20 protein-coding genes are annotated in these 20,488 nt (G+C 54.0%); 8 read left to right on the top strand and 12 right to left on the bottom strand.

Going from position 1 to position 20,488, the window contains the following annotated elements:
* Window positions 1-4 precede the first annotated feature (4 nt).
* Complete coding sequence (locus OGW16_RS09795; protein ID WP_047407822.1) at window positions 5-682, top strand: D-lyxose/D-mannose family sugar isomerase; 678 nt, start codon at window positions 5-7, stop codon at window positions 680-682.
* Window positions 683-723: 41 nt separating this feature from the next.
* Here the strand turns inward: OGW16_RS09795 and OGW16_RS09790 are convergent, their stop codons facing one another.
* Both OGW16_RS09790 and xanP read right to left on the bottom strand, forming a co-directional pair.
* Complete coding sequence (locus OGW16_RS09790) at window positions 724-2,433, bottom strand: AsmA family protein (RefSeq protein WP_286518372.1); 1,710 nt, start codon at window positions 2,431-2,433, stop codon at window positions 724-726.
* A gap of 121 nt (window positions 2,434-2,554) precedes the next feature.
* Window positions 2,555-3,946 (bottom strand): xanthine/proton symporter XanP, encoded by a 1,392-nt coding sequence (gene xanP, locus OGW16_RS09785; RefSeq protein ID WP_003024026.1) that lies wholly within the window; start codon window positions 3,944-3,946, stop codon window positions 2,555-2,557.
* A 225-nt stretch (window positions 3,947-4,171) separates the two neighbouring features.
* On the opposite strand from xanP, the gene gltS reads away from it, so the two are divergent.
* The gene (gltS, locus tag OGW16_RS09780; RefSeq protein ID WP_003024029.1) at window positions 4,172-5,377 is read left to right on the top strand and encodes a sodium/glutamate symporter; all 1,206 of its coding nucleotides are present in this window, start codon (window positions 4,172-4,174) and stop codon (window positions 5,375-5,377) included.
* Between the two features lie 42 nt (window positions 5,378-5,419).
* Here gltS and recG read toward each other — a convergent pair whose 3' ends face one another.
* From recG to gmk, 5 genes are read right to left on the bottom strand one after another with little or no spacing between them, the layout of a single operon-like run.
* Window positions 5,420-7,501: an ATP-dependent DNA helicase RecG gene (gene recG, locus OGW16_RS09775; protein WP_075145470.1), complete on the bottom strand. Its 2,082-nt coding sequence runs from the start codon at window positions 7,499-7,501 to the stop codon at window positions 5,420-5,422.
* A gap of 5 nt (window positions 7,502-7,506) precedes the next feature.
* Entirely contained in the window at window positions 7,507-8,196 is a 690-nt protein-coding gene (gene trmH / locus OGW16_RS09770) for a tRNA (guanosine(18)-2'-O)-methyltransferase TrmH (protein ID WP_043018748.1), read from the bottom strand.
* A gap of 4 nt (window positions 8,197-8,200) precedes the next feature.
* On the bottom strand, window positions 8,201-10,315 hold the full coding sequence (gene spoT / locus OGW16_RS09765; RefSeq protein ID WP_032950538.1) for a bifunctional GTP diphosphokinase/guanosine-3',5'-bis pyrophosphate 3'-pyrophosphohydrolase: 2,115 nt from the start codon (window positions 10,313-10,315) through the stop codon (window positions 8,201-8,203).
* 18 nt (window positions 10,316-10,333) lie between these two features.
* A complete protein-coding gene (gene rpoZ / locus OGW16_RS09760) occupies window positions 10,334-10,609 on the bottom strand; it encodes a DNA-directed RNA polymerase subunit omega (protein ID WP_000135058.1) in 276 nt (91 codons plus the stop codon).
* Between the two features lie 54 nt (window positions 10,610-10,663).
* Complete coding sequence (gene gmk, locus OGW16_RS09755) at window positions 10,664-11,287, bottom strand: guanylate kinase (protein WP_003024042.1); 624 nt, start codon at window positions 11,285-11,287, stop codon at window positions 10,664-10,666.
* A 261-nt stretch (window positions 11,288-11,548) separates the two neighbouring features.
* On the opposite strand from gmk, the gene ligB reads away from it, so the two are divergent.
* Window positions 11,549-13,228, top strand: coding sequence for an NAD-dependent DNA ligase LigB (gene ligB / locus OGW16_RS09750; RefSeq protein ID WP_286518370.1), 1,680 nt, complete (start codon window positions 11,549-11,551; stop codon window positions 13,226-13,228).
* On the opposite strand, the gene OGW16_RS09745 is transcribed toward ligB, so the two are convergent.
* Both OGW16_RS09745 and OGW16_RS09740 read right to left on the bottom strand, forming a co-directional pair.
* Window positions 13,225-13,842 carry a trimeric intracellular cation channel family protein gene (locus OGW16_RS09745; protein ID WP_003024049.1) on the bottom strand — a complete coding sequence of 206 codons (618 nt, stop codon included), beginning with the start codon at window positions 13,840-13,842 and terminating at the stop codon, window positions 13,225-13,227. The genes ligB and OGW16_RS09745 overlap by 4 nt on opposite strands.
* 258 nt (window positions 13,843-14,100) lie before the next feature.
* Window positions 14,101-14,964 carry a YicC/YloC family endoribonuclease gene (locus OGW16_RS09740; RefSeq protein ID WP_003024052.1) on the bottom strand — a complete coding sequence of 288 codons (864 nt, stop codon included), beginning with the start codon at window positions 14,962-14,964 and terminating at the stop codon, window positions 14,101-14,103.
* A gap of 125 nt (window positions 14,965-15,089) precedes the next feature.
* Between OGW16_RS09740 and rph the strand changes: the two genes are divergently transcribed.
* Window positions 15,090-15,806, top strand: a complete 717-nt coding sequence (gene rph / locus OGW16_RS09735; RefSeq protein ID WP_003024054.1) for a ribonuclease PH — start codon at window positions 15,090-15,092, stop codon at window positions 15,804-15,806.
* A 65-nt stretch (window positions 15,807-15,871) separates the two neighbouring features.
* Window positions 15,872-16,513, top strand: a complete 642-nt coding sequence (pyrE, locus tag OGW16_RS09730; RefSeq protein WP_043018746.1) for an orotate phosphoribosyltransferase — start codon at window positions 15,872-15,874, stop codon at window positions 16,511-16,513.
* Between the two features lie 66 nt (window positions 16,514-16,579).
* Here the strand turns inward: pyrE and slmA are convergent, their stop codons facing one another.
* The 3 genes from slmA to coaBC all read right to left on the bottom strand — a co-directional run bounded on the left by slmA (window position 16,580) and on the right by coaBC (window position 18,949).
* Entirely contained in the window at window positions 16,580-17,176 is a 597-nt protein-coding gene (gene slmA, locus OGW16_RS09725; RefSeq protein ID WP_003827257.1) for a nucleoid occlusion factor SlmA, read from the bottom strand.
* A gap of 116 nt (window positions 17,177-17,292) precedes the next feature.
* Entirely contained in the window at window positions 17,293-17,751 is a 459-nt protein-coding gene (gene dut, locus OGW16_RS09720; RefSeq protein ID WP_003827259.1) for a dUTP diphosphatase, read from the bottom strand.
* Entirely contained in the window at window positions 17,729-18,949 is a 1,221-nt protein-coding gene (gene coaBC / locus OGW16_RS09715; RefSeq protein WP_087052877.1) for a bifunctional phosphopantothenoylcysteine decarboxylase/phosphopantothenate--cysteine ligase CoaBC, read from the bottom strand. The genes dut and coaBC overlap by 23 nt, the downstream gene beginning before the upstream one ends.
* Window positions 18,950-19,121: 172 nt before the next feature.
* Between coaBC and radC the strand changes: the two genes are divergently transcribed.
* The 3 genes from radC to rpmG all read left to right on the top strand — a co-directional run bounded on the left by radC (window position 19,122) and on the right by rpmG (window position 20,430).
* Window positions 19,122-19,787 carry a RadC family protein gene (radC, locus tag OGW16_RS09710; protein ID WP_047407836.1) on the top strand — a complete coding sequence of 222 codons (666 nt, stop codon included), beginning with the start codon at window positions 19,122-19,124 and terminating at the stop codon, window positions 19,785-19,787.
* A gap of 218 nt (window positions 19,788-20,005) precedes the next feature.
* Complete coding sequence (gene rpmB / locus OGW16_RS09705) at window positions 20,006-20,242, top strand: 50S ribosomal protein L28 (protein ID WP_003024071.1); 237 nt, start codon at window positions 20,006-20,008, stop codon at window positions 20,240-20,242.
* A gap of 20 nt (window positions 20,243-20,262) precedes the next feature.
* Window positions 20,263-20,430 (top strand): 50S ribosomal protein L33, encoded by a 168-nt coding sequence (rpmG, locus tag OGW16_RS09700; protein ID WP_003024094.1) that lies wholly within the window; start codon window positions 20,263-20,265, stop codon window positions 20,428-20,430.
* The last annotated feature ends 58 nt before the right edge of the window (window positions 20,431-20,488 follow it).

Here is a 20,488-nt window from a genome sequence, read left to right as displayed (position 1 = left end):
TGGAATGAAGCGTTCACACATTAATTATGCCGTCGATAAAGCGCATGCCATCGCCGAGACTTTTCGAATCTGTCTGCCTGACTTTGCGTATTTTACCGTCGACGCCTGGCGGCAACAGGATCAAACTCTGTGGCGTGAAGTACTCGATCTCCAGTTGGGATGGGACATTACCGACTTCGGGCGCGGAGATTTTGCGCAAACAGGGCTGACGTTACTGACGTTGCGCAATGGTCTGATGGGGTCAGTCAATTACCCCAAACCGTACGCCGAAAAGATGCTGCAAATTCAGCAGGATCAGCAAACACCATGGCATTTTCATCGCCATAAAATGGAAGATATCGTTAATCGCGGCGGCGGTGATTTGTGTATGCAACTGGCGTGGGCCACGCCTGATGACGGGTATGATGCCCGGCGCATTGTTGAGGTTAGCGTGGATGGTCAGCGGCGTACCGTTGACGCTGGCGAGACGCTGGTATTGAAACCGGGACAAGGAGTGTGTTTGCCGCCGCGATTGTATCACCGCTTTTGGGCGGAGAAAGCGTTCGTGTTGGGCTGGGAAATCTCGATGGTCAATGACGACCTGCATGACAACCATTTCCTTGAGCCGGGCGGTCGCTTCCCGGCGATAGAAGAGGACGAGCCGGTGAAATGGTTGTTATGCAGTGAATATATTCGTTTATAAGCGGGGGTAGGCCCGGTAAGCGAAGCTCTACCGGGCAATAATCACTGCGCAACGGGTGGGGCGGTAATTTCACTCCCGGATACCACGCCCGCCCGCATGGCTTGCGTTACCTGTTGTTTCTCCACATTCACCGCATGTAACTGACCGTTGACCGTAGGCTTGAGCGGTGCATCGGCCTGAAGACCGCCGCTGGCGGTAAGCTGGATGTTACCGTCACCGGAAAGCGGCAGCGCGGGCCATCCCCAATGTTGCAGAATCGTCATTGGCACGCCGCGCCCGTTCAGGCTGACCTGAGTCTGGCGCTGAGGCAACTGCGAAATGCTGGCGGTGGACTCCAGTAGCCCTTTTTCCGTATAGGCGCTCAGTTCGCTGATATTGATGGTGCTGCTGTTCGCGGTCAGCGCCAGCGAAGGACGACGCACGTCGGTGCGGTTAAAGGTGGCTGCAGCGGCGTTGAGGGTGGCGCTTCCGCTCCAGACCCCCCACTGATTGTTCTGTACCAGCCCGAGGTTGGCGCCGTAACCGTCCAGCGCGGTGAGTTGCCACGGGAAGTCCGGATCGATATCAATCACCAGATTACGGCTGGCGCTGAATTTCTTCAGCGTCAGGCTGTTTAGCCAGGCTGGCAAGGGTTTCATCCAAAGCTGTTTCCAGTTTTCCGGCAGCGTATATTCCAGACCGGCAATAGCGGCATCATCGAGGACCAGCGCTTTGTTGCTGCGCATCCAGCTTCCGGATGTTCTGACCATACCGCCTTCCCAGCGGGTGGTGAACTGGCGCAGAGCAATACCCTGTGGTGAGAACTCGGCGTTCAGGATTGGATCGAAGAAGTGCAGAGAGCCGTAAATAAACTCGCTGGCATTCATCGACAGTTTGCCTTCCTGGGTTTGCCAGTCGTCCTTACTGAAGGTCATGTTGCGCAAGCTCAGGTCGAGATCCGTCACCGCCCAGTCGGGGCCTTGCAAACGGGCATCTGTTACCTCCAGACGACCAATTTGCAGGGAAGGAATCGTGCTTAACGGAGCAAAAAACTCGGCCAGCGATTTGTCGCTTTGCAGCCGGATATCGTTCAGGCGCAGATTCTCCACTACCCAACTACCGTCGGCATTGCGCTGCGCCACGCCGGTTAATGCCCCACGCGCCACGTCTGCACCAATATTGCTAAGCGTCACCCGGTCATGGTCGATGCTGCCTTCAATCAATACGTTAGTGGTCGGGACATCGTTGAGCGTCAACGAACTGGCGCTGAGCTGAATTTGCGCTTTACTCCCGAGAATTTTACCCGCCTCAGGGCTCCAGGGAATGACGCCGCCGTTAACGCGCTGCGCGCTCAGGGTCCACTCGCTACCGGGGCTGTTAAGGGCCATATCCTGCAACTGCAGGCGATCGGCCTGGAACGGCAGCGGCGCGGTTTGCTGCGACAAATTCAGCGTGCCGTTTTGCAACAAAATGGTGTCGACATGCAGCGGGTCGGTGATTTGGCGGCTGCTCAGTCCAATATCGACCGTTTTGGCGACCAGCGTCGCGGGCTGACCATCCCGGCCAAAGGTGACGTTTTCCAGCAGAATATGGGAAGGGGAAGAAAATCGGTGATCGATGGCATCAAAGGCCAGATGGTAGCTGCTGTTCTCCGAGACCCAGGCGCTGACATGCTCTGCGCCCCAGCGGGTTTGCAGTAGAAAATAAAGGCCAAGGATCGCCACTGCAAGGGCGATCAGCACGTAAAGAAGCAGCTTTCCAATAAATTTCATGGTCTTCCATCCCGCGAAGTGCACATAGTCAAGTTATGCACGATTTAGGCGCAATGCTCAAGGCGGGAATGGTGAAAGAGCGTTACAGCGGCGTTGATTCAGAATCAACGCCGCATTTTGCTTATTGCTTTTCTGGCGGGAATACCAGGTTCAGAACGATAGCGGTGATACCGCCTGCGGCAATGCCGGAAGAGAGCAGGTTTTTCACCCAGTCCGGAGCGAACTGCAGGATCAGCGGCTGCTGGGAAACGCCCAGGCCGACGGCCAGCGACAGGGCGATAATCAGAATCGCACGGCGGTTCAGTGGCTCGCGGGACACGATACGTACGCCGGATGCCGCGATCGTACCGAACATCACCAGCGTTGCGCCGCCGAGTACCGGCTCAGGAATATGCTGTACAAAACCGCTGACCGCCGGGAACAAACCCAGCGCGATCAGCATCAGCGCCACCACAAAACCGACATAGCGACTGGCAACGCCTGTTAATTGAATAACCCCGTTGTTCTGGCCAAAACAGGAGTTAGGGAAGGTGTTGAACACGGCGGAAACAAACGAGTTCAGACCATTCGCCAGCACGCCGCCTTTCAGGCGTTTCATGTACAGCGGACCAGAAACCGGCTGCTCGGAGACGTCGGAGGTGGCCGTAATATCACCGATGGTTTCCAGTGAGGTGATCATAAAGACCAGCATCAGCGGCAGCAGTAAACTCCAGTCGATACCCAGGCCATAATACAGCGGCGTTGGCACCATCAGCAGATCCTGGCTTACCGGCGCGGTATTTTGCGGCAGCATGTCCATAAACCAGGCCAGCAGGTAACCCGCCGCCATTGCAATCACCAGTGACGCAACGCGCAGGTACGGGTTGCGCTGGCGGTTAAGCAGAATAATTAGCGCCAGCACGACGCCTGCCAACAGTAAATTCTTCGGTGCGCCAAAGGTGTTGTCGCTCATTGCGGCATAGCCGCCGCCAATCGACGTCAGACCGACCTGAATCAGCGACAGGCCGATAATCATCACCACCACGCCTGAGACCAGCGGGGTAATGATACGACGCGCCAGATGCAGTACGCGTGAAATAACCATCTCAGTGCAGCTGGCCAGCATCAGCGTACCGAACAACGCCGCCATCATGGTTGGGACATCTGCGCCACCGGTTTTTAGCGCTGTACCGCCCATAATCAGTGGCGCAACAAAGTTAAAGCTGGTGCCCTGAATGGATAACAGCCCTGAGCCGACCGGGCCCCAGGCTTTGATCTGAATGATAGAAGCTACGCCGGAAGCGAACAGCGACATACTGATAATGTGTTGAGTATCCTGAGCCGGTAAGCCGAGCGCCTGGCAAATTAACAGAGCAGGAGTGATTACCGCGACGAACATGGCCAACAGGTGCTGGCAGGCGGCAAACAGGGTCTGGGCTAGCGGGGGGCGATCTTCAAGACGGTAAATCAGTTCACTGTTGTGAGTCTGCGCAACCGGTTGCGCATTTGTTGACTCTACGGCGTTAACGGACATCAGAGGCAATCCCATGGTGGAAAAGCGGTGATTTTATCTGACCAGGGCAGAAATGCAAACGTTTGCTACCAGGTATTCTTAATATTTAAAACGGATAAACAAACATTTTTATATAACTTTTCATGATTTTCTGCTTAAAATCCACCCCGAAAACTCAATAAGAGCTAAAAATCGGTCTGGAATGCATCGTGCGTGATTGTGCTAAACGCACTAATGGAGCTGTAAATGTTTTATCTCGATACGTTATCAACGCTGGTTGCGGCAACCCTTGTATTGCTGCTGGGACGTAAGCTCGTCCAGTCTGTTTCCTTCCTGAAAAAATACACCATTCCCGAACCTGTAGCGGGCGGATTGCTGGTAGCGATTGCGCTGCTGGTACTGAAAAAAAGTATGGGTTGGGAAGTGAACTTCGACATGACCCTGCGCGACCCACTGATGCTGGCCTTCTTCGCCACCATTGGCCTGAACGCCAATATCGCCAGTCTGCGTGCCGGTGGCCGTGTGGTGGGAATCTTTCTGATTGTGGTTGTTGGCCTGCTGCTGATGCAAAACGCCATCGGTATTGGTATGGCGACCCTGCTGGGCCTGGATCCGCTGATGGGGCTGATTGCTGGTTCAATAACCCTCTCTGGCGGACACGGAACCGGGGCCGCATGGAGCAAGCTGTTTATTGAACGTTATGGCTTCACCAATGCAACTGAAGTGGCGATGGCTTGCGCAACGTTTGGCCTGGTTTTGGGCGGATTGATTGGCGGTCCAGTGGCGCGCTATCTGGTCAAACACTCCACCACGCCTGACGGCATGCCTGACGATCAGGCCGTGCCGACCGCGTTTGAAAAGCCGGACGTCGGGCGCATGATCACCTCGTTGGTGCTGATTGAAACCATCGCGCTGATCGCTATCTGTCTGACGGTGGGTAAAATCGTTGCGCAAATGCTGGTGGGAACGGTGCTGGAACTGCCGACCTTCGTTTGCGTGCTTTTTGTTGGCGTGATCCTCAGTAACGGCCTGGCGCTACTGGGCTTTTATCGGGTATTTGAGCGCGCGGTTTCGGTGCTGGGTAACGTCAGTCTGTCGCTTTTCCTGGCGATGGCGCTGATGAGCCTGAAGCTGTGGGAGCTGGCTTCTCTGGCTCTGCCGATGCTGGCAATTCTGGTCGTGCAGACCATTTTCATGGCGCTGTACGCGATATTCGTCACCTGGCGCATGATGGGTAAGAACTACGATGCCGCCGTGCTGGCAGCCGGACATTGCGGTTTTGGCCTCGGCGCGACGCCGACGGCGATTGCCAACATGCAGGCGATTACCGAACGTTTTGGGCCGTCCCATATGGCGTTTCTGGTGGTGCCGATGGTGGGGGCGTTCTTTATCGATATCGTCAACGCGCTGGTGATTAAGCTGTATCTGCTGTTGCCGATTTTCGCGCAATAAAGGCTGTGCGGCGGAGTCACATCCGCCGCCGCTAAGAATCAACTATGCGTTGGAGTAGCGTTCGGTTTCCGGCATCCAGCGCTCGATTAGCGCCACAGCCTGTTGCGGGTAACGTTCATGAATATGGCGGGCAATACGCTGAACTTCCGGGATAATCGCTTGATCACGCAGTAAGTCCGCAACTTTGAATTCCGCCGTTCCGGTCTGGCGTGTACCCAACAGCTCGCCGGGGCCGCGAATCTCTAAATCTTTTTGCGCAATGACGAATCCGTCGTTGCTATCTCGCAGAACCTGCAGGCGTTGTTGTGCAGTTTTTGACAGCGGTGATTTATAGAGCAGGACGCAATGGGAGGCCACCGCGCCTCGACCTACGCGACCACGTAGCTGGTGCAACTGCGCCAGGCCCAGGCGCTCCGGGTTTTCAATAATCATCAGGCTGGCATTGGGTACGTCCACGCCCACTTCAATCACCGTGGTGGCAATGAGCAGATGCAAATCTCCCTGTTTAAAAGCAGCCATTACCGACTGCTTCTCGGCAGGCTTCATGCGCCCGTGTACCAGGCCAATATTGAGTTCGGGCAACGCCAGTTTAAGCTCTTCCCACGTCGCTTCAGCCGCCTGAGCTTCTAACAAATCAGACTCTTCAATTAACGTACAGACCCAGTACGCCTGACGCCCTTCGTGGGTGCAGGCGTTGCGCACGCGGTCAATAATATCGCTGCGGCGGGTATCCGGAATGGCCACCGTAGTGACCGGCGTACGCCCCGGAGGCAGTTCGTCAATGACCGACGTGTCGAGATCGGCATAGGCGGTCATCGCCAGCGTGCGCGGGATTGGCGTGGCGGTCATGATTAGCTGGTGCGGGTGAAAACCCTGCTGCTGGCCTTTCTCCCACAGCGCAAGACGCTGATGCACGCCAAAACGGTGTTGCTCATCGATGATAACCAGCGCCAGTCCGTTGAACTGCACCTGCTCCTGGAAAATCGCGTGTGTGCCGACAATCATCTGTACCTGGCCGCTGGCGATGGCTTCCTGCTGTGCCTGGCGCGCTTTGCCTTTCTGCTTACCTGCCAGCCAGCCCACTTCAACGCCCAGAGGCGCGAACCAGTTGCGGAAGTTATTCGCATGCTGTTCAGCCAGCAATTCGGTGGGGGCCATCAGCGCCACCTGCTTACCATGTGCGATAGCCCGCAGCGCGGCCAGAGCCGCAACCAGGGTTTTACCGGAGCCGACATCGCCCTGCACCAGACGCATCATTGGGACATCCAGCGCCATATCGCGTTCGATCTCAGCGGTAACGCGGGCCTGTGCGCCGGTGGGTTTAAACGGTAGCGCCGCCAGCAGTTGGTCTTTCAGCGTGTCGTTTGCGCTCAGCGGCTGGGCGTGGAAGCGCTGTGCCCCGGCGCGTAGCGCCAGCATGCTGAGGTTATGCGCCAGAAGCTCTTCCAGAATCAGACGTCGCTGCGCCGGATGCTGGCCGGTTTCCAGATCGCTCAATTGCAGTGACGGCGGTGGACGGTGTAGCGTGCGCAGGGCTTCCGGCAGGCTCATCATGCCCTGTAACAGCTCTGGTGGCAGCAGTTCGGCAATGGCGCAGGTATCGAGCAGATCCAGCGCTTGATCGGTCAGTTTGCGCAGCGTGGCCTGCTTCACGCCTTCGGTAGTTGGATACACCGGTGTGAGCGTTTCTTGCAATTCCGGCGTGCTGAGATCGCCCTGCACGCGGTATTCCGGGTGAATCATTTCTGCCCCATATTTCCCGCGTTTGGCTTCACCGTAGGCCAGCACCCGGCGACCGGTCGCAAGGCTGTTTTTCATCGCAGCGCTGAAATTGAAAAAGCGCATGGTGAGAATGCCGGAGCCATCGCTGATCTGACAGGTCATCATCCGGCGGCCACCGAAGGTGATATTACAGTTCAACACTTCGCCTTCAACGGTGGCATAGACGCCCGGTAACAATTCGCCAATGGGGTACAGATGGGTACGATCTTCGTAACGCAGAGGGAGGTGGAGCAGGAGGTCCTGCACGGTGTGCAGGCCAATTTTCGCCAGTTTACTGCTTTGCGCTGCGCCAACGCCGGTCAGAGAGTTGAGTGGGATGGCATCCAGTAAACGGCCTTTCATCGCGTTTATCTCGCAGATTGCATAGTGGCCCACCACGTTGCATCGGCTTCAATTTCGCCCTGCGTGTTGACGTGAGGGTAGGGAAGACCTTTGCGCTTAGCGACATTCGCCAGCACCGGATAACCGCCTTCAAACAGTAAGCGCTGCTGCTCGTCTTGTGGCAGCATGCTGTTTTCTCGTCGGTACATGCCAGCATTTTGCCGCTGGCGCTGCGCTTCGTACAGGATTAGCGCGGAGGCGACAGAAACGTTCAGCGACTGCACCATGCCAGTCATGGGAATGATGATGTCCTGATCAGCCAGATCCAACGCTTCCTGAGTGATGCCGGTTTTCTCCTGGCCCATCAGGATGCAGGTGGGCCGCGTGTAATCAATCTCGCGAAAATCCACGGCGTTATCTGACAGATGAGTAGCCAGAACCTGCATGCCCTGGCTTTTTAAATGTGTGACCGCATCGCCAATGGTAAGGTGAGTTTTCACCTGCACCCAACTGTTGCTGCCTGCGGCAGAAGAGGCCATGGTGCGCATACGGCTACCCGGCCAGACGGCGTGGACTTCATGCACGCCGACCGCATCTGCAGTACGAATGATCGCAGAAACGTTATGAGGTTTGTGGACCTGCTCCATGCAGACGGTCAGATCGGGCTGCCGACGCGCGAGCATCTCGCGGATACGTGCATAGCGCTGTTCATTCATAAGACTAGTTTCGGTTTCGGGTGACTTTTATCACGTCCGGCATGACGCGAATTTTGCGCATGATATTCGCCAGGTGCACGCGATCGCGAGCGGTCAGGCGAATAAAGGCGCTATAGACGCGGCCATCTTTCTCTTCCGTATTCAGACTTTGAATGTTGGAGGTGGTCGTGTTGATTGCCGCCGTCAGGTTCGCCAGAGCACCCTGGTGGTTAAACATATCCACCTTAATCTCTGTAATGAACTCCTGCTCCGTCTCTTTATCCCATTCCACCGCCATAAACTTCTCTGGCTCTTTCTGGTAGCCACGAATATTACGGCAGGATTCATGGTGAATCACCAGACCTTTACCCGGACTGACGTGGGCAATGATTGGATCGCCTGGAATCGGACGACAGCATTTCGCAAAGGTGATCAGCACGCCGTCTGCGCCTTTGATCGGCAGATGACCGTGACCAGATTGCGCCGGCACATTTGTCGTTGCTTCGCCCTGCTGAAGGTTTTTCGCTACCACCACGCTCATGGCGTTACCCAGACCGATTTCTGCGAGCAGATCGTCAAGCGTGGCGAGCTTCATACGCTCAAGCTCACGCTGGATGCTCTCTGGTGGGATCTCAGCCAGTTTACGGCTACCGCCCAGGGCATGGTTGAGCAGTCGACGACCCAGACTAACGGAATCATCGCGCTTGAGGTTTTTCAGCAGTTGGCGAATTTTGGCGCGCGCTTTCGAACTGACGACGAAGTTGAGCCATGCGGCGTTCGGACGTGCGCCCGGCGCGGTAATAATCTCAACGGTCTGGCCGCTAAAGAGCGGTTGTGAAAGCGGGTAAGGCTGTCTGTCGACGCGTGCGCCAACGCAGGCGTGACCGATATCGGTATGCACGGCGTAGGCAAAGTCGACAGGCGTTGCACCGGCAGGCAGTTCGACAATGCGCCCTTCCGGTGTGAAAACATAAATCTCATCCGGGAAGAGATCAGATTTAACGCTTTCAATAAATTCAAACGAGCTACCGGCGCTCTGCTGCAGTTCCAGCAGGCTTTGCATCCAGCGCTGAGCGCGGATTTGCGCAGTGGTGCTGCTTTCGCCGCCGTGCTCTTTGTAAGCCCAGTGCGCTGCAACCCCCATCTCTGCCATCTGGTCCATGTCTTCAGTACGAATCTGTACTTCTACCGGGACACCGTGTGGGCCGATCATTGAGGTGTGCAAAGACTGATATCCGTTAGCTTTCGGAATGGCGATATAGTCTTTCACGCGACCAGGACGTGGTTTGTACAGGCTGTGCATCTGGCCGAGTACGCGATAGCAGGTATCGGAATCATGAACGATAACGCGAAACGCGTAGATGTCCATGATGGAGTGAAAACGCTGCTCTTTGAGCACCATTTTGCAGTAGATCGAGTACAGGTGCTTCTCACGCCCGCTTACGCGACACGGAATGCCTGCCTCTTGCAAACGCCCTTCGATTTCCGAGAGGATTTTTTGGATCATCTCTTTACGGTTGCCGCGAGCGGCTTTTACCACTTCTTTAATCACGCGATAGCGGTTTGGGTACAACGCTTCAAAACCCAGCTCTTCCAGCTCGGTTTTAATGTGATGAATACCTAAACGGTGCGCCAGCGGACTATAGATTTCGAGGGTTTCACGGGCGATGCGGCGACGCTTGTCCGGGCGTAATGAGCCCAGCGTGCGCATGTTGTGGGTACGGTCAGCAAGTTTGATGAGAATGACGCGGATATCCTGCACCATCGCCATAATCATCTTGCGAAAGTTTTCAGCTTGCGCCTCTTTCTTATCGCGAAACTTAAGCTTATCAAGCTTCGATACCCCTTCTACCAGTTCTGCAACGCTTTTACCAAAAAGCTGTTCCATATCCTGGTAGGTGGCTGGAGTATCTTCAATCACGTCATGCAGCAGCGCAGCCATCAGCGTTTCGTAGTCGAGTTTCATCTCGGCCAGAATGCAGGCTACCGCTACCGGGTGCGTGATATAGGGTTCACCGCTTGAACGTGTCTGGCCCTCGTGAGCGTCACGTGCAACGAGATACGCCTGCCGAAGACGCTTAATCTGGTCTTCCGGCAGGTAGTTTTGAATCAGTTGATTCAGGCTTTCAAACAGATACAAGGGCGACCCGCTTTGTGATTAACGACGACCTTCAGCAATAGCGGTAACGGCTTGTAATTCAGCGGCTTCCTGCTCTTGCTGTTCCTGGCGCTCACGCACGTCGAGGATCTGGTTGTTGATCAGACCTTCTTCGATTTCGCGCAGCGCGATAACGGTAGTTTTATCGTTTTCTTCCGGTACGAGCGGATCCTTTCCGCCTACCTGCATCTGACGAGCGCGACGCGCGGCGACCAGTACCAGGTCAAAACGGTTACCAATTTTCTCTACAGCGTCCTGAACAGTTACGCGTGCCATACTTAAAATGCTCCACGGGTGAAGAAATGACTGGGCATGATACTGAATGTGGGTTCAGTCTGCCAACAGTTTGCTGATTAAAGCGTCATGACGCTGCTTTTGGCGGCTCATGCGCAGACGTTCGGCGCGAATGATAGTTTTCAAATCGCCCAGGGCGGTATCGAAGTCATCATTCACAATAAGATAATCATATTCGGCGTAATGGCTCATTTCTGCAACAGCTTGCGCCATACGTTTTGCGATCACGTCTTCGCTATCCTGACCGCGGCCACGCAGACGGCGGTCCAGCTCAATCTTAGATGGCGGCAAAATAAAAATACTGCGCGCATGCGGCATTTTTTCACGAATTTGCTGCGCACCTTGCCAGTCGATATCTAAAAAGACGTCTACGCCGGATGCTAATACTTGCTCAATGGTCTCACGCGAGGTGCCGTAGTAATTACCGAAAACCTCAGCGTGTTCCAGAAACGCGTCTCTGCCAATCATGGTTCTGAATTCATCATGGTTCACAAAGAAATAGTGTTCACCGTGCACTTCCCCCGGGCGCGGTGCGCGCGTGGTGTGCGAAACAGAAACCTGGGTGTCATACAACGGTTGGGTCTTTAATAAAGCCTGAATCAGGCTGGATTTACCCGCGCCACTGGGGGCAGAAACAATATAAAGCGTGCCTTGAGCCATGAGTATCTTAATGTATGTGATTGTCGAAAGAGAGCCTACATACGGGCTTATTATACACGTAGCCGCTATGTGACGTAGCCCTTGTCACACTTTTTGCGCATGTTTATTGCGTTTTGCGTACCAGTTTTCTGTTTTATCCGCGATTTGCAGCAATTTGTGCAAATGTCAGGAACGGTGCTCGCAGGATGATTTTTTGCCGCTCTGTTTCCCTTTTACTTCGCGCTATATCTGCCGGGAAATGCAGTGTTCAGCGGAGGTAACATGGGATTATGGAAAGGCATAGGGCTGGTTTTGCTAATGGGATGTCTACCCGCATGGGCGGTATGCCCAGTCTGGTCTCCTGCCAGGGCAAACGAAGAAATTTCTCGACTACAGCAGCAGATCACACAGTGGAATGACAGTTACTGGAAACAGGGTGAAAGTGCCGTAGACGACGGCGTTTATGACCAGCTCAATGCGCAACTCATCCAATGGCAGCGCTGTTTTGGCGATGAAGCCCCACCAGATCTGTCTACGCCCCCAATAAGTGGCACCGTCCCGCATCCAGTTCCCCACACGGGAGTCCGTAAACTTGCCGATAAGCAAGCGCTACAGCAATGGATGCACACTCGCAGCGATCTCTGGGTACAGCCAAAGGTGGACGGCGTGGCGGTCACGCTGGTCTATCGCAACGGCAATCTGATACAGGCGATTAGCCGTGGTAACGGCCTGAAAGGCGAAGACTGGACGCAAAAGGTTCTTCAGATCCCTTCCGTGCCACGCACCACCACAGGACAGCTCGCTAACAGTACGTTGCAGGGGGAGATATTTTTACAGCAGCAGGGGCATATCCAGCAACAGAAAGGCGGAATGAACGCCCGCTCAAAGGTTGCTGGAATGATGATGCGCCAGAGCAACCCGGAAATATTACGCTCGCTGGATATTTTTATCTGGGCCTGGCCTGATGGTCCGGCGCTCATGTCTGAAAGACAGGAACAACTCACTGCTGCCGGGTTCAGTTACACGCAACGCTTTACTCAGGCTGTGAAAAATGCGGATGACGTCGAAAAGTCGCGCGCCAGGTGGTGGAGTTCAGCATTACCTTTTGTGACGGATGGCGTAGTGGTGCGAACGGCAAAAGAGCCACGGGCACAGTATTGGCTACCCGGACAGGGTGACTGGCTGGCGGCGTGGAAATATCCTCCTGTGGCAAGGGTATCTGAGGTAACGGGTATTCAGTTCTCCGTTGGCAAAAGCGGGAAAATTGCGGTGGTGGCATTGCTGACCCCCGTCATGCTGGATGATAAGCGGGTGCAGCGCGTCAATATTGGCTCTGTACGACGCTGGAATGAATGGGATATCGCGCCTGGCGATCAGATTCTGATAAGCCTCGCTGGACAAGGGATCCCCCGTATAGATGAGGTGGTCTGGCGCAGTACCCAGCGTATTAAGCCGGTGCCACCTGAGGAGCGCTTCAATTCATTAACCTGTTTTTATGCCACAGCGGAGTGCCAGGAACAGTTTGTTGCCAGACTGGTCTGGCTGGGCGGTAAAGAAGTGCTGGGGCTGGAGGGTATCGGCGAGGCGGGATGGCGAGAGCTCCATCAGGCGTATCGCTTTGAACATATCTTTTCCTGGCTAGGATTAACCCAGGCGCAGCTACAGTCCACCTTCGGCGTGAACAAAGGGGAGAAGTTGTGGCATCAGTTCAACCTGTCGCGCCATCTCCCGTTCACGCGCTGGGTGATTGCCATGGGAATACCGTTAACACAGGCAACACTGAATGCCAGTCGGGATGGTTCGTGGCAGCAGTTACAGGCGCGCAGTGAACAAAGCTGGCGGCAGTTGCCTTTCATGGGGGAGCGGCGGGCACGCCAGGTGATGCAGTGGCTGGAGAATAGAGAGATCATTGCGCTGAGCAACTGGTTAGCTGCTCAGCGGATCGCGGGCTTTATGCCTTAATGGCCTTCATGGCGATAGTAAAATACCGGTAGCCCTAACTTCAGGCGCAGCGCCAGCAGTCGGGCGGTGAAGCCGAAGAGCAGGGTAGAGATAACCACTACATCGTGACTGGAGACATAATGTTGCAGCACGATGTACAGCACTGCAGCGGCAAATGAAACGCCGGCATACAGTTCTTTCTGGAATACTAATGGGATACGTTTGCAGAACATATCACGTAAAACACCACCAAAGACGCCGGTAGTGACTGCAGCGACTACGGCGATAATCGGCCCATGACCCATATCCAGCGCCACCTGAGCGCCAATAATAGAAAAAACCACCAGGCCCAGCGCATCCAGTACAAGGAATATTTTACGCAGATAGGGCATGACGGGAGCAATAATGGTGGTGAGTACCGCAGCGGTCGCCACGATAATGACGTATTCAGGGTGCTTTACCCAGCCAAGCGGATAGTGGCCGAGAAGAATGTCGCGTACTGAGCCGCCGCCAATGGCGGTCGCGGTGGCAATAATAATGACGCCAAATGTATCCATACGACGACGCCCAGCCGCAAGCGCACCGGTCATGGCTTCAGCTGTAATACCAATTAAATATAAAACGTGTAGCAGCATGTATTCCCCCTGATTTGCTGGGGGCTAAGGTTAACGATTTGTGCGCATTGTCACGATTGAGATTTTCTAAGGTGAAACGATTTTAATAACTACAGCTAATGCGAATGTGCTGAAAATACGTGGTGATATGCGCTTTGTGTTATGGGTGGTGATAATAAATGATGAGAAAATATAATTCGGAATGAATGGGAAGAGTACCAAAGCGAAGGGAAAACACGTAGTCCCGCCGTTTATTGGCGGGCTACGTAGAATGCTGGCTTATTCGATGTTCTGGATCTGCTCGCGCATTTGCTCGATCAATACCTTCAGTTCAATCGCGGAATTCGTCACCTCGGCATTGATAGACTTGGATGCCAGAGTGTTCGACTCACGGTTGAATTCCTGCATCATGAAGTCCAGACGACGGCCAACGGCCTCTTTTTTCTTCAGGATGTTGTAGGTTTCTTTGACGTGGGCTTCCAGACGATCTAACTCTTCTGCCACATCGATGCGCTGCGCCATCAGCACCAGTTCTTGCTCAAGGCGGTTATTTTCCAGTTGCACCTGGGCGTCTTCCAGTTTGGCTACCAGGCGCTCGCGCTGCCATTGCAGGATTTCCGGCATATGTGCACGTACTTTCGTAACTTCAGCGCTGACGCCTTCCAGACGCTGCTCGATCAGCGCTTTCAGCGCCTGACCTTCGGTTTCACGCGCGACGATGAAGTCATCCAGCGTACCGTCAAGCGCAGCGAGGATTTCGGCGGCAATGGCGTCCAGATCTTGCTCCTGGGCAGCCATTACGCCTGGCCAGCGCAGGATATCAACCGGGTTAATTTCACCTTCATCACTCTGCATTTTTACCCAGTTAGCCGCACTCACGAGCTGTTTAGCGAGCTTTTCATTCAGAATCAGCTCGCCCTGGGCGCTGGCATCGGGCTCAAAACGCAGCGTACACTCGACTTTACCGCGCGTCAGACGTGTGCGGATGCGCTCGCGAACAACGGGTTCAAGGCTACGGAACTGCTCCGGCAGGCGAAAATAAGTTTCCAGATAACGCTGGTTTACCGAGCGCATTTCCCAGGTTGCGCTACCCCATTCACCCTTGATTTCACGCCGGGCGTAAGCGGTCATGCTGCGGATCATAGACGTTCCTGTTTTTAAAGATGAGATGGGAGGATTATAGCCATCCACGTCTTGTCAGGATAGGAATAACAGTCGGAAGTCCGTATAATGCGCAGCCACATTCGTTTCAAGCCGGAGAATTTATCATGCGTCCAGCAGGTCGTAGTGCCAATCAGGTGCGTCCCGTCACCCTGACCCGTAATTATACAAAACACGCTGAAGGCTCCGTGCTGGTCGAATTTGGTGATACCAAAGTGCTGTGTACCGCCTCGATTGATGAAGGCGTACCGCGTTTTCTGAAAGGACAGGGCCAGGGCTGGATCACCGCAGAATATGGCATGCTGCCACGCGCCACGCACACCCGTAACGCCCGTGAAGCGGCGAAAGGTAAGCAGGGCGGTCGTACCATGGAAATCCAGCGTCTGATCGCGCGTGCGCTGCGCGCCGCCGTTGATCTGAAGACGCTCGGCGAATTCACTATTACGCTGGACTGCGATGTTATTCAGGCCGATGGCGGTACGCGCACCGCATCCATTACCGGTGCTTGTGTCGCTTTGGCTGACGCGCTGAACAAACTGGTAGCAAGCGGTAAGCTGAAAACCAACCCAATGAAAGGGATGGTCGCGGCGGTCTCCGTAGGTATTGTGAACGGCGAAGCACTCTGCGACCTGGAATACGTTGAAGATTCTGCCGCAGAAACCGACATGAACGTGGTGATGACTGAAGACGGTCGCATTATAGAGGTGCAGGGCACGGCGGAAGGCGAGCCGTTCAGCCATGAAGAACTTCTCACCCTACTGGCATTGGCCCGAGGGGGGATCGAGTCCATTGTAGCGACGCAGAAGGCGGCGTTAGAAAATTGATTTTAAAGGCGACTGATTAGTCGCCTTTTTTTTGTCTGTAATAAAGTGAGATGAGGAGCGAATCCATGAAACCGTATCAGCGCCAGTTTATTGAGTTTGCGCTTAGCAAGCAGGTACTAAAGTTTGGTGAATTTACGCTGAAATCCGGGCGCAAAAGCCCCTATTTCTTCAACGCCGGGCTGTTTAATACCGGGCGCGACCTGGCACTGTTAGGCCGTTTTTATGCCGAAGCGCTGGTGGATTCCGGTATTGAGTTCGATTTGCTGTTTGGTCCGGCCTACAAAGGTATTCCGATTGCTACCACAACGGCCGTTGCGCTGGCGGAACACCATGATAAAGATTTGCCGTACTGCTTTAACCGTAAAGAGGCGAAAACCCACGGCGAAGGCGGTAATCTGGTAGGTAGCGCACTTGAAGGGCGTGTCATGCTGGTCGATGATGTTATCACCGCAGGTACGGCTATTCGTGAGTCGATGGAAATTATCCAGGCTCATGGCGCCACGCTGGCGGGGGTACTGATTTCTCTCGATCGTCAGGAACGCGGTCGCGGCGAGATTTCAGCGATTCAGGAAGTGGAACGCGATTATGGCTGCAAGGTGATTTCTATCATTACCCTGAAAGAATTGATTGCGTATCTGGAAGAGAAGCCAGAGATGGCAGAGCATCTGGTGGCAGTACGGGCCTATCGCGAAGCGTACGGCGTTTAAGAACTGCCGGATGGCGCTGCGCTTATCCGGCCTACGTAACCCCGTAGGCCGGACTAAACAAATCTGCTATTGCAACTGAGCAGCCACCAACGGCCAGCGGGTGTCGAAATCATCCGTCGGACGATATTTAAATTCGCTACGTACAAACCGGGACAGCATACCTTCGCAGAAAGCCAACAACTGGCTGGCCAGCAGCGTTTCATCCACGGTGTAGCCTTCACCTTCACGCATTCTTTTTTCTCGCAGAACCTGGCGTAATTGCGCCTCAATTCGCTCAAAAAGCTGGTTAATACGGCCTTGCAGACGATCTTGCTCGAACATCAACGCGTGTCCGGTCAGAATTCGCGTCAGGCCAGGGTTGCGCTCACCGAACCCTAAAATGAGCAGTACGATCAGACGCAAGCGCGCGTTGGTGTCCTTTTCATCTTTCAAAATCAGATTGATACGGGTAATCAGACTATCTTCGATAAACTCAATCAGGCTATCGAACATGCGAGTCTTGCTGGGGAAATGGCGATACAATGCCGCTTCGGATACGCCAACTGAGGCTGCCAGCTTTGCTGTGGTGATGCGTTGGCTACCATCGCTGGACTCAAGCATCAGTGCCAGAGACTGAAGTATTTCTTCGCGACGATTCCTTTTCGCAGTTTGCTTTTCTACCATGTTACAAAATACCCCTGAAAATAAGCTCTTGCCAGGCAGGCATCCACACAGCGACCGCAAACTGTTGTTTGCGGTATGTTATTGCGTTATTACGCTGTGGGATACTTTTCTGCGGGTTACTTGCGCCCGGAATGGCCGAAGCCACCTTCGCCACGATCGGTGGCTTCAAACTCTTCCACCAGATTAAATTCAGCCTGCACAACCGGTACAAATACCATCTGCGCGATGCGCTCGCCCGGCTCGATAGTGAAGCTGTCCTGACCACGGTTCCAGACGGATACCATCAGCTGGCCCTGGTAGTCGGAATCAATTAAACCGACCAGATTGCCCAGTACGATACCGTGCTTATGGCCCAATCCGGAACGCGGGAGCATTACCGCTGCCAGAGAAGGATCGGCAATGTGGATAGCTAACCCCGTTGGTACCAGCGTTGTTGCGCCCGGCGCCAGTTCTACGGCGTCATCAAGACAAGCACGCAGGTCAAGTCCGGCAGAACCAGAGGTGGCGTACGTAGGAAGCGGAAATTGTTGCCCTACGCGCGGGTCCAGAATCTTAACGTCGATTTTTTTCATCATAACGGGTCACGATCTCGTCGAGTAATAATTGGCCCAGGAGTTCTTTGCGCTCAAGCGGTAAGACTTTATCTCCATCCTGCCAAAAAAGGTGTAATGCGTTGCTGTCGCTGTTAAATCCTTGAGTAGACAGCGAAACATCGTTCGCACAGATCACATCAAGGTTTTTGCGGATGCGTTTTTGCCGGGCATATTCTTCCACATTATTTGTTTCGGCGGCAAACCCAACGACAAAGGGACGGTTAGCAACCAGTGCGGCAACACCGGCGATAATATCCGGATTTTTGACCATTTTTACTGTTAATTCATCACCCTGCGTCGCCTGCTTTTTGATTTTTTCGTGGGCGATCGTGTCAGCGCGATAATCAGCGACTGCGGCGCAGCCGATGAAAATATGCTGTTGTTGCACCGCAGATTGCACGGCGGCTTCCATCTCCAGCGCGGTCATCACATCAACGCGCTGGACAAATGGCGGAGTGGGTAACGAAACCGGACCCGATACCAGCGTGACGTTTGCTCCGCGCTTTGCGGCCGCGGCTGCGATAGCAAATCCCATTTTCCCGGAGCTGTGGTTGGAAATATAACGCACAGGATCAAGCGGTTCACGCGTCGGGCCCGCCGTAATCATGATGTTGAGATGTTGCAGGGAGTTGACAGGTGAAAAATGTTCTGCCGCCATATCCACAATGGTTAATGGGTCCAGCATACGTCCAGGACCGATATCACCACATGCCTGACTACCGCTGTCAGGGCCCCAAATGAGCAACCCTCGCGAAGCAAGGATGCCCAGGTTGTTCTGGGTCGCGGCAGCGCGGTACATCTGCTGGTTCATGGCCGGTAGCACGGCAACAGGCGCTGGCGTTGCCAGACAGATTGTTGACACCAGATCGTTGGCCATACCTGCGGCAACGCGAGCAATCAGGTCTGCCGTAGCAGGGGCCAGGATAACCAAATCGGCCCATTTCCCCAGCTCAATGTGGCCCATCGCGGCTTCGGCTGCAGGATCAAGCAGGCTGTCGGAAACGGGATAACCCGAAACGGCCTGTAAGCTCAGAGGTGTAATAAACGCTTTTGCCGCTTCGGTCATCGCCACGCGGACGTCAGCGCCGCGTTCCCGTAAACGACGTACCAGCTCAGGGGTTTTGTACGCAGCAATGCCGCCACTGACGCCAAGTACGATTTTTTTACCGGCCAGGCTCATCATGATCTTTCCTGTTGGGTTTCACCAGAAGGCGGATATTTTATCACAATCCGCAATTTGTCGTGCTTTTGCCCGCGACCCAGTTTGCGAGGCGCTACGAAGAAGTGAAAACAGAGCGTCGATTCACCGCTGGCGTTATGCCACTATGCGCACGCTAAAGGAGAGGAAAAGCATGGGAAATACAGGACGTATAATGCCTCGGGAAAAGCTGTTGGCGCAGGGGGCCAGTTCGCTGACCGACGTTGAGCTACTGGCTCTATTTTTACGCACCGGGATGCTGGGTAAAGATGTGCTTACGCTGGCGAAAGAGATGCTTCAGCATTTTGATTCGCTGTATGGCCTGTTGTCTGCTGATTACTTGGATTTCAGCTACGTTCAGGGCATCGGTATCGCGAAGTACGCGCAACTGAAGGGAATAGCGGAGCTGGCGAGGCGTTATTACAACGTACGGGTGATAGAGGAGCGCGCGATACTTAGCCCGGAAATGGCGCGCGAATTTCTGCAAAGTCAGCTCTCGCAAGAGGAACGCGAGATCTTTTTTGTGATCTTTATGGATTCTCAACACCGTGTGATTAAGCACAGCAAACTTTTTTCCGGTACGCTAAGCCACGTTGAGGTGCATCCACGAGAAATTGTCCGTGAAGCGATAAAAATGAATGCTTCGGCGGTGATCCTTGCACATAATCATCCTTCGGGGTGTGCAGAGCCGAGCAAAGCAGATAAACTCATCACCGAGCGTGTTGTGAAATGCTGTCAGTTCATGGATATCCGGGTGCTAGATCATCTGGTCATTGGGCGCGGAGAGTACGTTTCTTTTGCGGAACGCGGTTGGATTTAACGCACTTTACGCGATCCATCGGGATCTTTGTCTGTTCGGGACTTGAGCATAACGCCGGGTCAGCGTATACTACGCCACCTTTGAGAATCTCGGGTTTGGCATTTGGGCCTGGCAATCGAGAGTTCACTTAGAACTATGCGATGACCGGGCTGTAAAGCCTGACGAGGCGCCGATACCCCATACGAAGCTCGAGCTAATTTGATTTTTGGAGAATAGACATGTCCCGAGTCTGCCAAGTTACTGGCAAGCGTCCGGTGACCGGTAACAACCGTTCCCACGCACTGAACGCGACTAAACGCCGTTTCCTGCCTAACCTGCACTCTCACCGTTTCTGGGTTGAGAGCGAGAAGCGTTTTGTCACCCTGCGTGTATCTGCTAAAGGTATGCGTGTTATTGATAAGAAAGGCATCGAAACAGTTCTGTCTGAACTGCGTGCCCGTGGCGAAAAGTACTAAGTACTAAGAGGAAATAAATCATGGCTAAAGGTATTCGTGAGAAAATCAAGCTGGTTTCTTCTGCTGGTACTGGTCACTTCTATACCACTACGAAGAACAAACGTACTAAGCCGGAAAAACTGGAACTGAAAAAATTCGATCCAGTTGTCCGTCAGCACGTTCTCTACAAAGAAGCGAAAATCAAATAATTCTCGCTTTGATGTAATAAAAAACCTCGCTTCGGCGGGGTTTTTTGTTTTCTGGCCG

The sequence above is a fragment of the Citrobacter sp. Ce104 genome (genome assembly GCF_030334595.1).
Taxonomy (GTDB): domain Bacteria; phylum Pseudomonadota; class Gammaproteobacteria; order Enterobacterales; family Enterobacteriaceae; genus Citrobacter; species Citrobacter europaeus.
The sequence above is the reverse complement of the archived record's forward strand: the minus strand, read 5'-3'. Positions and strand labels throughout refer to the sequence as shown.